Source organism: Methylomonas sp. Uni0009 (assembly GCF_054188105.3).
Genome location: NZ_JBTAFN010000001.1, coordinates 3,039,880 through 3,053,670, shown reverse-complemented (window position 1 = coordinate 3,053,670; position 13,791 = coordinate 3,039,880). Strand labels below are relative to the sequence as shown.

General features: G+C 53.5%; 8 protein-coding genes. 5 read left to right on the top strand and 3 right to left on the bottom strand.

The window, feature by feature from the left end:
- Positions 1-53: 53 nt before the first annotated feature.
- Both ACWAU0_RS14320 and ACWAU0_RS14315 read right to left on the bottom strand, forming a co-directional pair.
- Positions 54-1,067: a M48 family metallopeptidase gene (locus ACWAU0_RS14320; RefSeq protein WP_458137058.1), complete on the bottom strand. Its 1,014-nt coding sequence runs from the start codon at positions 1,065-1,067 to the stop codon at positions 54-56.
- A complete protein-coding gene (locus ACWAU0_RS14315; protein ID WP_458137057.1) occupies positions 1,068-2,105 on the bottom strand; it encodes a YjgN family protein in 1,038 nt (345 codons plus the stop codon).
- Between the two features lie 213 nt (positions 2,106-2,318).
- Here ACWAU0_RS14315 and ACWAU0_RS14310 point away from each other — a divergent pair, with 213 nt between their 5' ends.
- Entirely contained in the window at positions 2,319-3,899 is a 1,581-nt protein-coding gene (locus ACWAU0_RS14310) for a methyl-accepting chemotaxis protein (protein ID WP_458137056.1), read from the top strand.
- Positions 3,900-4,035: 136 nt separating this feature from the next.
- Here ACWAU0_RS14310 and ACWAU0_RS14305 read toward each other — a convergent pair whose 3' ends face one another.
- The gene (locus tag ACWAU0_RS14305) at positions 4,036-4,602 is read right to left on the bottom strand and encodes a thioredoxin family protein (protein WP_171695937.1); all 567 of its coding nucleotides are present in this window, start codon (positions 4,600-4,602) and stop codon (positions 4,036-4,038) included.
- Between the two features lie 97 nt (positions 4,603-4,699).
- Between ACWAU0_RS14305 and ACWAU0_RS14300 the strand changes: the two genes are divergently transcribed.
- The 4 genes from ACWAU0_RS14300 (at position 4,700) to rpe (ending at position 13,739) form a co-directional block, all read left to right on the top strand.
- A complete protein-coding gene (locus ACWAU0_RS14300) occupies positions 4,700-9,820 on the top strand; it encodes an AAA family ATPase (protein ID WP_458137055.1) in 5,121 nt (1,706 codons plus the stop codon).
- 28 nt (positions 9,821-9,848) lie between these two features.
- On the top strand, positions 9,849-10,550 hold the full coding sequence (locus tag ACWAU0_RS14295) for a response regulator (protein WP_033155367.1): 702 nt from the start codon (positions 9,849-9,851) through the stop codon (positions 10,548-10,550).
- 20 nt (positions 10,551-10,570) lie between these two features.
- Entirely contained in the window at positions 10,571-12,961 is a 2,391-nt protein-coding gene (locus ACWAU0_RS14290) for a sensor domain-containing protein (protein ID WP_458137054.1), read from the top strand.
- A gap of 106 nt (positions 12,962-13,067) precedes the next feature.
- Positions 13,068-13,739 carry a ribulose-phosphate 3-epimerase gene (rpe, locus tag ACWAU0_RS14285; protein WP_033155369.1) on the top strand — a complete coding sequence of 224 codons (672 nt, stop codon included), beginning with the start codon at positions 13,068-13,070 and terminating at the stop codon, positions 13,737-13,739.
- Positions 13,740-13,791: the final 52 nt, after the last annotated feature.

The window sequence follows — 13,791 nt, the reverse complement described above, 5'->3', positions numbered from 1 at the left end:
ATTCTCCTGATACCTATAAATGAATAGCCAAAATACTCCGGCTACCGAGCATTTTACAGCCCGCGCAAGCGTTTGATCCGTTCTTCGGTATTGGGATGGCTGGATAAATAATCCAGCGCTTCAAGCGATTCTACGGGTTGTTTGGGTACTGTGGTTTGATGGGCGGCCTCCAGTTTTTCCAATATATCGGCCAGCCGACTGACCGGAATAGCGTTGGCGCGCAACAGTTCTGCGGCAAAAGCGTCGGCACGGCGTTCGAAATCGCGCGAATAGCGGGTTTGTAATAATACGGTCGGCGCGACGGCCAGCAGACTGCTGACATCGCCGATGTACCAAGCCATCGCCAAACCCACCACAGAAGCCTGAAGCATTTGCCGCAAAGCATGTTTTTCGTGGACATGGCCCATTTCGTGGGCCAGCACCGCCAAAATCTCTTGGTCGTTACTCGCCAAACTCACCAAGTCGTCGAGCAGCAGCACGCTGCCGCCAGGCAACGCAAAGGCGTTGGCGCCCAATGTCGAGCTAGCGCGAAATTCAATATGCGCGGGCCTATCCTCACCCGACGGCAAAGCCAAGCGCTGCCAGCCATCCTGAATAGTTTGCCGACGTTCGTCGGATAGTGTGCTGGGCTTCAATAAGGTTTGATCAAGGCTGGCGAAAAACTGCGTATCCATCCGTTCCAGCAAATAAATCGGCACTTGGTCCGCCGCCGCCCGCGCCGCATAAGGCAATCCAAACAAATACGCAACAACGAGCAGGCTCAGAGTTAACAGCAGCGCCGCCAACGCATACCACCAACTATTTTCCATACCCGTCACCGCGCTACTACCTGCATCCTGCAACATCTCGGCAAAGCCTTGCCGATCAGCGACTTCACAACGGCCGCCATCGGCGAACAAAATCAGGCGCGGCGTGCTGCCGAGCGGCGGCGGAATTTTCAGACTGGCTAAATCTTCGCGGCGGACAATGTCTCTGCCCTGCAACAATAATTTGTCACCCTCTAAGCAGAGGGTAACAGGGTGCGGCCTGGCTTGCCGCCCGTCGTAGTAAACGGCCGTAAGCAACATTTACAAGGCAATATCGAAATCAAACATCTCGGCCAATTCTTCACCGGCGGCGGAAGTATTGGTCTGCAAACCGGCCACAAACTCGTCTATGTTGCCGCGCGGTAATAATGCGACGCGCTCGATGCGATAGCGCGCCAAACGAATATCAGCAAACGGCTTGTACAGCCCCAAGGTCAGCAAAGTCAACAGGACGTTGCTAAACATAATACCCAGCATCTCCCGCGCTTGAAGCTGGGCCTGAAACCCGTGCGGACCCAATTGCGTGCTATTCCAGACTAAGTTCTGCAGACGCGCCGCGACATAGGGATAAGCCAGTAAAAATAAGGCCAAATAGGTGCCTATCGCGGCTACCAATACGCTCATCGCCACTAATTGCTCAGCCTCGACCGGAATCAGCTCCTTGCTACCCAGCAACATAACGCTGACCATCAGGCCGGCAAACACCAGCACACCTATGAATATCGTCATCAGATAGATGCGGTAGTAGGCGCCAATGCCGGCAAAGAATTTAAAAAACTCATTACCGTAAGTGCTGTTTTCCCGGGTGTAACGAGCCATGCGCTGTTGCGCCAGCGGCCACAGCAACCCCAGAGTCAACGCCGATAATACCGGCAATAGCAGAAAATTGAAGTACGCCGCGCCGGTGTTGCCATGAAACGCAAAACGTAAGCCTCGGTAACTGGTGTTATGCATTCTAAAGCGGAGCGAACGCATCAACAGCCAGGGCATCACCGATACGATCACCAGCAAAATTGCCAAGCCTGCAAGCTGATCGAATTCACCGACCAGGGTATAACCAGCAAACAATAGAAAAGCGACGATGCGTCCTTTCAAGATCGCCTTGGGATCGCCGTGGTAGTCAAAACCCGCACCGGCTAAGGTAGTGTGGCGGTAAAAATATTGGTTACGTTTGACTTTGGCCCAGGCTGAGTAAACGCCCAAGGTGACGATACTCAAGCAGACATTGACGATCCAAATCCGGAAATACTCGCCACCGCTGCCGCTGAATTGCAACTGCCGTGATTGATATTCTGTCATTTCCATCCTCATTTTAGGTTTTTCCGTTGCAAGCATAGTGCATCGCCGTTATCTAACAATAAAAACGGCCTGCAGATAACACACGCTAGTCAGGGGCCGGCTTTTGCAATCGCCGTAAAGCCTTTTATACTTCCTCGACAATAGCGGTGCAGCCCAGTCAGCCAGCGCTTGCGTGGGAACTTACCTTTCTATCTCTGCCGACCCGGTACAAAAATGAGAAAAAACCTACCCGTTACCCAACGTGAATTGATTTACTCAGCTTCGGCTACCATCACCTCCGGGACAGACCCCGCCGGCAAGATCAATTATGTTAACCAAGATTTTTTAAACACTAGCGGCTTTAGCGAGGCAGAGCTGTTAAACCAGAGCCATAACATCGTTCGCCATCCCGACATGCCGTCCGCCGCATTCGCCGATTTGTGGCAAACCGTGAAGAGCGGCCGGCCATGGATGGGAATTGTCAAAAATCGCTGTAAAAACGGCGACCATTACTGGGTGGATGCTTTTGTCACCCCGCGCTTCGAAAATAGCAAGATTGTCGGTTACGAATCGGTGCGGGTTAAACCCGACTTGACCTGCGTGGCCCGCGCCAATACTGTCTACGAAAAGCTGAACCACGGCAAAAATATCGATTCGCCTTTGAGCCGCATCGGTTTGTCCGGCAAACTGACCGGCGGTTTTGCAGTGATTCAATTAATCACCGCCATCAACCTTTATCTGAGCGAAACGTGCAGTTTTGGCGTAGCGACAGCAATCTTCGCCGGCCCCTTAGCGGTCGGTTATGCCTGGGTTTGGCTTGTATTACAACCTTTAAAAGACGCAGCGGCAGAAGCGCGCCGGGTGATCGACAATCCGGTGATGCAGCAGATTTACACCGCCGATGGCGGCGAAGTTGGACAATTACTGTTGGCGGTGAAGCTGTTAAAAGCCAAATCCCGAACCATCATACGCCGTCTAACTCAAGCCACAGAACCCCTGGCAGGCAAAGCCGATACGAGCTACCAGGCAGTCAGCCAAGTTAGCGTAGCGATGGATAGGCAACTGGCGGAAATCGAACAGATTGCCTCGGCGATACACCAAATGAGCGCCACCGTCAGCGAGGTCGCCCGCAGCGCCGCCAACGCCGCTCAAGCCGCCAATGATGTCAATCGGCAATCGCAAGAAACGCTTTCGCGGGTCAACAATACCATCCAAATGATAGACCGCTTAGTGGTCGCGGTCGGCCAAGCCGAAACAGTTATTAAAATTGTGGCCGATCACAGCAAGAGTATCGGCGGCGTACTTGATGTGATTCAAGGGATTGCCGAGCAAACCAACCTTTTGGCACTGAATGCCGCCATCGAAGCAGCGCGCGCCGGTGAGCAAGGCCGGGGATTTGCCGTCGTGGCCGACGAAGTCAGAACCTTGGCCGGACGCACGCAAAAATCCACGGAGGAAATCCATAAAATGATCGACGGCCTGCGCTCCGGCGTCAATAACGCCGTACAGGAAATGGCTAAAGTCAGGGAAATGGCGGCAACCGGCGCGGAACACGGAAAAAACTCCACCGAATCGCTGCAACAAACCACACTGTCGGTCAATATCATTAACGACATGATCGTGCAGATCGCCAGCGCCGCTGAACAGCAACATATTGTTTCCGAAGAAATTTCCAGAACGGTAGAAGCCGTCGGCAGCTTATCGCGACAAACCACAGAGCATGCGGTTCATGCCAGTACGGCCAGCGGCGGTGTCTCGGCACTCAGCAAAGAGCTGGATATGTTGGTTGAGCAATTCGACGACGTACCACGCTAAAAACGCACCGTGCCGAAGACTGGGGGCAATGATTTGTCAGCCCGAATGCACTCCTGCGCAAGCCGCCGCCAGAAAAGTTCAAAAACCTGAGCGGCGGTTTTTACCGAAGTGACAACGGATTGCGGATTACCGGCATTTACTCCGCAAGTTTCCATTTGATGTTACAGCCGATGCTGGGAATTTGTATCGTATCGACAGGCTTTCCCGCCAGTAAGTTATCCAGGGCATTGCGCAAATCTTCGCCGGTAACCGGCACATCGTTCTTCGGCGTGGCGCCATCCAGGCGGCCCCGATAAACGCAAGCCAAATCGGCATCGAACAGATAAATATCCGGGGTGCAGGCTGCCTGGTAGGCTTTGGCCACCGCCTGCGATTCGTCGTACAAATACGCGGCAAAAGGATGTCCCCAGTCTGCCATCATCTGCTGCATTTTATCCGGCGCATCCTGCGGATAGTTTTCGATGTCATTGGCACTGATCGCCACCGTCGAAATGCCTGAGGCCGCGTATTGCCGGGCAATGGCGATCAATTGCTCTTTGACGTGCAACACATACGGGCAGTGGTTGCAGATAAACAAAATCAAAGTGCCGCGTTCGCCTTTCAAGTCCTGCAAAGCATACTCGCGGCCGGTCACGGTGTCCGGCAAACAAAAGTCCGGGGCGATACTGCCCAGAGGCAGCATAGTGGAGGCTGTCGCGGCCATGGCTAATCCTGTTGAGTCAAAACAAGACTAGAATTATAAAACAGCCCGCCCCCGGAACTGCCGCGAAAATCGCCTTAACTTTCCCACTCGCCAGCGCATGATCGATATAAGCACCCGAACCGTTCCGCTTCAAAACGCTCCGCAACTGGACAGCTATGTGCTGACCGACAAACTCGGCGAAAGCCTGCAAGCCACGGTTTATAAGGGCTATCACAAACACGTGCCGGAATACCCGCTGGTGGTTAAATGCCTGAAATTATTGTCTAGTTGGGACGACCAATCCCGACATCTGCGGCAAAAAATCGAACGCCTGAAAGTATTGCACGACCCGCGCGTCTGCACGCCCTTGGCTTTGGAATCCAACGACGGCGATCAATTCATCGTCCAGCCTTGGTTCAACGGCCAACCGTTGAATGTATGGATCGCTCAACAACAAGCGGTGAATCTGAGCGATTTTTTTACATTGGCCTGCTCCTTGGCCGATACCCTGCAATCGGTGCACGATGCCGGCATTACCCATGGCGGCATCAAACCGCACAATATTCTGGTGCAATCCGGCAGCTTGAGTCTGCGCCTGACCGACTTCATCACGCCGCTGGACATCCGCGATGTCAGTCACTTTATCTACGATCCGGAATTTGTCCGCAACACCCTAGCCTATACCTCGCCGGAGCAAACCGGACGCATCAACTACCGGGTCGATTTCTCCACCGATTTGTATTCACTGGGTATCGTGTTTTACGAACTGCTGACGGGCCGACTGCCGTTTTTTTCCGACGATCCGCTGGAACTGATTCACTCGCATCTGGCCGAGGAAGCCATCAAAATCCACGACATCAGTCCGGGCATCCCCAACACCCTGAGCGAAATCATCGCCAAACTGATTTTGAAGCAACCGGAAAAACGTTATCAAAGTGCTTCCGGTTTGTTGGCCGATTTGCTGCGCTGCCAAAAAGAACACGAAACCACCGGCAGCGTATCGAATTTTGGCATAGGCCAACACGACCGCAGCCGCCGGGTGGTTTTCATCTCGAAAATGGTCGGCCGCCAAAGCGAAGCCGAGCTCATTCGTCAGGAATACAGCGAGGTGACCCAAGGCCGGTTTCGTTCGGTGCTTATTTCCGGCCTATCCGGCATCGGCAAAACCCGGCTGATTCAGGAACTCCAAAAACCACTGGTGAAAAATCGCGGTTATTTCAGCTCCGGCAAGTTCGATCAGTACCAAAAAAATATTCCCTACAGCTCGCTGATTCAGGCCTTGCGCAATCTGATACGCACCTTTCTGACCGAAAGCGACGCCCAAGTGCATGATTGGTCCGCAAAAATTCTCGACGCGCTGGACAATGCCGGCGGGGCAATCATCGACGTAGTGCCGGAGCTGGAATTCATCATCGGCCCGCAAGCCGAAGTACAGCCCTTGCCGCCGGTGGAAGCGCGTAACCGTTTCAACAATTTGTTCGGCCGCTTCCTGGCTTGCCTGGCCAGCGAGGACAACCCCTTGGTGTTATTCATCGACGATCTGCAATGGTGCGACAGCGCCACCTTCGATTTTTTGCAAAACCTGTTCGCCAATCACCGCGAACACCCCTATCTATTTTTTCTTGGCGCGTATCGGCATAACGAAGTCGATAGTGGTCATCCTTTGACCAAACTCATCCGTAGCGTGCGAGAAAACGCCGGGCCGCTGGCCGAGATCCATTTGACCGAACTCAGCGACGCCGATTGCCACGAAATGGTTGCTTACATTCTGGATTCGTCGCTGAACGCCACCGCCAATTTGGCCGACTTTATCGCCCATCTGACCGAAGGCAACCCCTTATTTGTCAGTGAAAGTCTGGCCTGGTTGTACAACGAAGGTTTACTCAGCATCGACGCCAATCAACACTGGCAATGGGATATGAACCGCATCCGCGACACGCAAATGCCGGCCAGCGTGGTGGAACTGTTCAGCGCCAAAGTGCGTAAATTGCCCAGCCGGACTTTGGATATTCTTTATCATTGCGCCTGTATGGGTAATCGCTTCACAGCAGAGGATGTCGGGCTGGTGCTGGACAAGCCCATTGAGCGACTGTTCGAGGACTTAAAACCGGTATTAAGCATGGGCCTGATACTGGAAAATAAAGCCGACCTGCAATTTGTCCATGACCGGGTACAGGAAGCGGTATTGCAGCAAGTTGCCGCCTCGGCGCGCCCCGGCATCCATTGGCGGATCGGCAATCGCTTGCTGTCGGCGGTGCCACCGGGTGCCGAGCTGGTCAGCCTGGACAATTTATTCACCATCGCCGCCCATCTCAATCAAGGTTGCCCGGATAATCTGGACGAAGAAACCGCCTACTGGCTGGTAAATATCAACTTCAATGCCGGCAATAAAGCCCTGGATGCTTTGGCCGGGGATGCCGCCAACGAATTTTTCCTGAAAGCCCATAATTATCTACCGCCAGATTGTTGGGAAACGGCCTACGCGCTGACGTTTCGGATTTATCAGCGCTTAGCAAAAACCGATTTGATGTGCGGCCGCTACGACAGCTCGGAAGCCTTGCTGAACCGGCTGATCGAGCATGCGGTCAGCGACCTGGATAAGGCCGAGGCGTTGGCCGATCAGACTACGTCACTGTCTTCATTCGGCAACTTTAAGCAAGCTATCGCCACGGCCAACCGTGGCTTGGCGTATTTCAACAAGTCCATTCCCGACGATCCCGAGCAAGCCCGACAACGCACGGAAAATCTGATGCTGATCATCGAACAGCAAGACGATGTCTGGCAAAAAATCCTGAACATGCCGTTTACCGAGCAGCGGCAAAGCAAAATCGAACTGGCTTTTTATAGCGAGTTGATTCCGGATTTGTACATGTGCGGTCTGGTGCCGCAGCTGTATTTATCCGCCGCCCAATCCACCCTGCACTGCCTGGAAGGCGGCATGGACGAATCGGTGATTTATTCGTTTTCCATCATGGGCCTCAATCTGGGCGAACAGGGCAAATTCGCGCAGGCGTTTCTCTATCAGGATTTGGCACACGATTTGTGCGCCAAATATCCCAATACCTTTGGCGCCACCCGCGGCATGAACGGCATCGTCTGGTGCAATATGCACTCGCGCAGCCACCCGGCCGATATTGTCGATTACGCGCACAAGGCCATTCAGTCCGGCAAGAACTGCGGCGATCTCTACAACGCCGGCCTGTCCTACGGCCCGCTGATGTGGAATCTATTGGCCCAGGGTAAAAACCTGCGCTGGGTCGAGGAAGCCGCCGATGAATGTCTGCAATTTTCCCGCAAAAACCAGTTGTCGTTTTCAATAGGTCTGGCCCAGGCGGTGCTGGCCGGCTGGGTATTACCGATGAAGCCCGATTACCGTCCGGTCGATATGCAAACCACGCTGGCGGAATGGCAGGCCAATAACTATGTGGCCGCTACCGGCAGTTACTTCGCATTACTGGGTTTTGCCCAATATTACCTGGGCGACTATGGTGCGGCGGCAGTATCGCTGAAAGCCGTGGAAAACTATTTGCACGGCTTAACCGACAATGTTTTGAAACGTCTTTGGTACGCCTTTCGGATCTTGAACTTGCTGCGCTCGGAAATGGATGCGGCGCGAATCGATGCCGAAATTGCGCCATTGCTTGCGCAACTGGAAGTGTGGGGGCAACTTGGTCCCTTGCTGAAACCCTACCTGATGTTTGTCCATGCCGAGCTTGCCAGACAGCAGGGCCAATACCGCGAAGCGCGCAATCTGTACATGGATGCCATTGCCTTGTCACTGGCGCAGAACTATGGCCTGCTGACCGGCCATATTTACGAAACGCTGGCTGATCTGTTGCTGAAGCAACACTTGGGCGACGCGGAACTGTATTACGGCGAAGCGCGCCGCCATTACCGCTTATGCCGTGCCGATGCGAAAAGCAACCAGCTGCAGGAACGTCATCAATACGTCAGTCCGGAGACCGGCGCCAGAATAGCCAAACCTCAGCCCGCTCCCACCACCTTACCTAGTCTGGACATCAGCTATCTGATGAAATCGGCGCTGGCGTTATCGGCAGAAATCGATCTGACCCAATTGATGCAAAAAATCATGGCCGTGGTGTTGGAAAGCTCCGCAGCCCAGCACGGTTATCTGTTGATCAAACAACAAGACGAATTATTGGTGGCCGCCGAGCAGCACGTCGGCAAAAAACGCACGATACACAAACACTATTACAGCTTGAACAAGGTGCGCGGCATCTGCCACGCCATCGTCAATTACGTGCAACGTACCCACGAAAAAGTCGTGCTGAGCGACGCCTGCAGCGAAGGCGAGTTTCAAAATGCGCCCGAGGTTGTGGCGTTTGGCTTACGCTCGGTATTGTGTTTGCCGGTGATCAAGCAAAGCGAATTAATCGGCTTGCTTTACCTGGAAAACCGGCTATCCGAAGGCGTATTCACCCCGGAGAAAATCAGCATGACCGAGCTGTTGACCGCCCAAGCGGCCATTTCGTTGGAAAACGCCCGCTTGCTGGAACAAACCCGCCAAGCTTACAAACAATTACAAGAAAACCAGGATCATATGCTGCAAATGGAAAAGCTGTCGGCACTGGGCACGCTGGTCGGCGGCGTGGCCCATGAGATCAACAATCCGCTGATGGGCGTGATGAACTTCGTCGAATTTGTCTCGGACCGCACGGAAGATGCCAAATCCAAGCAAATACTGGCGCAAGCCTTACAGCAAATTCAACGCATCAAAAACATTGTGTCGAATATGCTGGTGTTCATGCATCAAAAGACCACGCCAACCGGCAGTTGCTCGCTAGAGGAAGTTTTAGGCCAAACCTTGTTGTTGCTGGAAGGCGAATTGCGCAAAACCGCTATCCAAGTCCGTACCGAGATACCGGAAAACTTGCCCAAACTCGCCTGCACGGCGGAAAGCATGCAACAGATTCTGATCAATCTATTAATCAATGCCCGCGATGCGCTAAGCGGTATTGCCCAACCCGAAATAGAAATCAGCGTTCGTTGTGCCGAAAAAATGCTAGAGTTGAATATAAAAGACAATGGTCCCGGCATCCCCGACGAAGTACAAGGCCGCATGTTCGACCCTTTCTTTACCACCAAACCGCCCGGCCAAGGCACCGGCCTGGGTTTATCCGTCACCCGCCGCTTGATTCAAGATGCCGATGGCTCGATAGCCGTGGAAAGCCGCATTGGCGAAGGTTGCCGCATCCGGTTAAAATTCCCCCACATTTAGTATTTGTTAACGAATAGAGACACAGGCGATGGTAAACAACATTCTGGTGATTGACGACGACCCGGCGGTACGCGGCGCCTTCAAGCTGATTCTGGAAGAAGAAGGCTATCGTGTGCGCGAAGCCGAGAACGGTCTACAAGGTATCGCCATGGTGGAAGCCGATCGTCCCGACTTGATATTTCTGGACTTACGCATGCCCGGCATAGACGGCGTGGAGACCTTACGCCGCCTGAAGGCATTGGACACCAGCTTGAATGTCTATATCGTCACGGCCTTTGCCGCCGAATTTATGGACCAACTGAAAGACGCCCATGAAGAAGGCTTGCAATTCGAACTGGCCAGCAAACCCTTGTCGGCATCGCAAATCCGCAATATCGCCCAAGTGGTACACATCGCCAAAGTTCATGAAGAACGCCGGGCCAACCACCATAAGCTGGTTTTGACCTTATACGTGGTGTCGCTGAATCCGGAAACCCGCAGACTGGTCGAGCAAATCAGCGCGGTGCTGGCCGGCATATACGAGCCCGGCCATTGGGTATTCGACGTGGTCGAAGTGTTGGGCATGCCGGAAAAGGCGCTGGAAAAAGAAATCTTTGCTACGCCGATGCTGGTGCGCGACCTGCCGGAACCGGTGTTGAAACTGCTAGGCGATCTTTCGCGAATGTCGTCGGTGATGGCGGCCATCACTACCCAAAATGTTGGTACAGGTGTGCAGACAGTGATTGTTTGATGCCCGGTCGTAACCCCTAAATGCCACAAACACTCAAACAACTCAATCTGATCCTGGACACCATTACCGACGGCGTAATGGTGGTCGACCCGCAAGGCAGCGTTATTTATGCCAATCAAGCAGCAGAACAATTGCTGGAACGCGGCAGCCTGATCGGACATTCCCTGGCAATTCCGATTTCCGCCGACAAAATTCAATTTCAAGACATCAACCTGATTCGCCCCAGCGGCATAGCCTGGGCGGAACTGCGCTCCACGCCGCTGGAATGGGAAGGCGCGCCGGCCTATGTCATCGGGCTGCGCGACATCACGGCCCGTAAGCAAGCGGAAATCGCGTTGCAGGAAAGCGAACTACTTTTTCATACGCTATCGAAGATTGCCCCGGTCGGCATTTTTCGCACCAACGAAAAAGGTGAGTGCGATTACGTCAACCATCGCTGGTGCGAAATCACCGGCTTGCATTTTATTGATTCGCATGGTGACGGCTGGATAGCCGGTTTGCTTGCCGAAGACCGCGATTCGGTGATTGCCGAATGGCAGCGTTGCGTATCCGCCTTGCAGCCCTTCAATATGCAATACCGTTTTCAACTGGCGGACGGCAGTGTGCGCTGGGTGGTGGGGCGCGCCGAACCGGAACTGGACGAAACGGGCGGATTGTGCGGTTACGTCGGCACCATTACCGATATTTCCGACATCAAAGCCAATGAAGAGCGCTTGGGACAAGCCGCCGCCGTATTCGAAAGCACCCGAGAGGGCGTGATGATTACCGACGCCCAACGCCGAATTACGATGGTCAACAAGGCCTTTAGCAACATCACCGGTTACGATAATCGGGATGTGATCGGTCATAGCCCCAGCATCTTAAGTTCCGGCCGCCACAACGCCGATTTTTACCGGGAAATGTGGGCCAATATTGCCACTACGGATCATTGGCAAGGCGAAATCTGGAATCGCCGCAAGTCCGGCGAGGTGTATCCGGAATTGTTGAGCATCAGCACCGTGCGCGACGGCAAAGGCGAGATCAGCCACTACGTGGGTGTGTTTGCCGACATTTCCAAGCTGAAGGCTTCGGAAATGGAACTGGAATTCCTGGCCCACCACGACCCGCTGACAAAATTGCCCAACCGCATGCTGTTCCTGTCGCGCCTGCAACACAACATCGAAAAAGCCCGCCGTCAGGCCAACAAGATGGCAGTGTTGATGCTGGACTTGGACCGCTTCAAGGACGTTAACGATAGCTTCGGCCATTTGGCCGGCGACGATTTGCTGCAAATGGTCGCCGAACGCCTGACTACCCGGCTGCGTACCAGCGACACCATTTGCCGGCTCGGCGGTGACGAATTCGTGGTGTTGCTGGAGGAAGTCAACCAACCTGAAACCGTCGCTCATGTCGCCACGCAAATCATCAATGCCTTGAACCAAACTTGGCAACTACCCAGCGGCCATGAAGTACGCATCGGTGTCAGCGTCGGCATCGCCATGTTTCCCGAACACGGCGCTTCGCCGGACGAGTTGATCCAACAAGCCGATACGGCCTTGTATCAAGCCAAAAATGAGGGCAGGAACCGCTTCAAATATTTCTCGGAAGATTTGACCCGCGCCGCGCGGGAACGTATCGATATAGAAATCCGCCTGCGCCAAGCTATCGAGCAAGGCGAATTGCGGGTGTTTTTCCAACCGCAAATTTGCATCGAGAATGGCGCAATTATCGGTGCCGAAGCATTGGTCCGCTGGCAGACTGCCAGCGGCGAACTGATACCTCCGCTGCGCTTCATCCCGATTGCCGAGGAAACCGGTCTGATTACCAGTATCGGCAATTGGGTGTTGAGAGAAACCTGTCACCACGGCCAGCGCTGGCGGAAAGCCGGTTTTCCAGCCTTGCGTCTGGCGGTTAACCTATCGCCGCAACAGTTTTTGCATAGTGATATTAGCGATGTGGTCGCCAGGATTTTGGCAGAAACCGGTTTTCCGGCCGAGTGTCTGGAACTCGAACTCACTGAAAGCGCGTTGATGAAACGGGAAAAAGAAGCCATCGAAATTTTACACAAGCTACACGGGTTGGGTGTGCATCTGGCCATTGATGATTTCGGCACCGGTTATTCGTCGCTGGCTTATTTGAAACTATTTCCGCTGGATGTCTTAAAGATCGATAAAAGTTTTATTGAAGACATCCCCAAACACACTGACGATATGGAAATCACCGCGACGATTATCGCCATGGCTAAGACGCTACGCATGCGCGTGGTAGCGGAAGGCGTGGAAACCGCCGAGCAACTGGCTTTTCTGAAAAGCCGGCAATGCGATCTTTACCAAGGTTATCTGGTCAGCAAACCGCTACCGATAGCGGAATTCGAAAAGTTTCTGACCGACTACGCTCTTAACAAAAATCTTGAGCCGGTGGTGTCGGCTTGAAACAAGCGCCGGCAGCCCTAAAGTGTGCAATCAATCCACTGTTTTAGCCAAACGCCGGAAAAAAGTTATAATGCCGGTTTTTTAACCTCACCAAAAGGATCAAAAGATGGCTGACAATCTGATTGCACCTTCCATACTCTCCGCAGACTTCGCACGCTTGGGCGAAGAAGTTGTTAATGTCTTAAATGCGGGCGCAGACATTGTGCATTTCGATGTGATGGACAACCATTTTGTGCCCAATCTGACTATCGGTCCCTTGGTTTGCGAAGCGCTACGCAAGCATGGCGTTACCGCCCCAATCGACGTCCATTTGATGGTGGAACCGGTAGACCGCATCATCCCGGATTTCGCTAAAGCCGGCGCCAGCTACATTACTTTCCACCCGGAAGCATCCAGACACATTGATCGTTCACTGCAAATGATCAGAGACTTGGGTTGCAAATCCGGTCTGGTATTCAACCCAGGCACCCCGTTGCACTACCTGGAACACGTGCTGGACAAAGTCGATATGATTTTGCTGATGTCGGTCAACCCCGGATTCGGTGGTCAATCTTTCATTCCATCCGCGTTGGATAAATTGCGCCAAGCCAGAAAAATTATCGACGACAGCGGTTTGGATATCCGCCTGGAAATCGACGGCGGCGTAAACGTGGCTAATATTCGTGAAATCAAGGAAGCCGGTGCGGACACCTTCGTTGCAGGCTCGGCTATTTTCGGCAAACCGGATTATAAAAAAGTCATCGACGACATGCGCGCGGAATTAGCCGCAGCCAAATAAGTCTGAATTAAAGACGGCCGCTGCGGGATGTCCCGCAGCGGCCCCTTCCCCA

Excerpts from the sequence above, each read along its gene's own strand:
- ACWAU0_RS14320 (WP_458137058.1), bottom strand. The coding sequence starts at position 1,067 with ATGTTGCTTACGGCCGTTTACTACGACGGGCGGCAAGCCAGGCCGCAC.
- ACWAU0_RS14315 (WP_458137057.1), bottom strand. The coding sequence starts at position 2,105 with ATGACAGAATATCAATCACGGCAGTTGCAATTCAGCGGCAGCGGTGGC.
- ACWAU0_RS14310 (WP_458137056.1), top strand. The coding sequence starts at position 2,319 with ATGAGAAAAAACCTACCCGTTACCCAACGTGAATTGATTTACTCAGCT.
- ACWAU0_RS14305 (WP_171695937.1), bottom strand. The coding sequence starts at position 4,602 with ATGGCCGCGACAGCCTCCACTATGCTGCCTCTGGGCAGTATCGCCCCG.
- ACWAU0_RS14300 (WP_458137055.1), top strand. The coding sequence starts at position 4,700 with ATGATCGATATAAGCACCCGAACCGTTCCGCTTCAAAACGCTCCGCAA.
- ACWAU0_RS14295 (WP_033155367.1), top strand. The coding sequence starts at position 9,849 with ATGGTAAACAACATTCTGGTGATTGACGACGACCCGGCGGTACGCGGC.
- ACWAU0_RS14290 (WP_458137054.1), top strand. The coding sequence starts at position 10,571 with ATGCCACAAACACTCAAACAACTCAATCTGATCCTGGACACCATTACC.
- rpe (WP_033155369.1), top strand. The coding sequence starts at position 13,068 with ATGGCTGACAATCTGATTGCACCTTCCATACTCTCCGCAGACTTCGCA.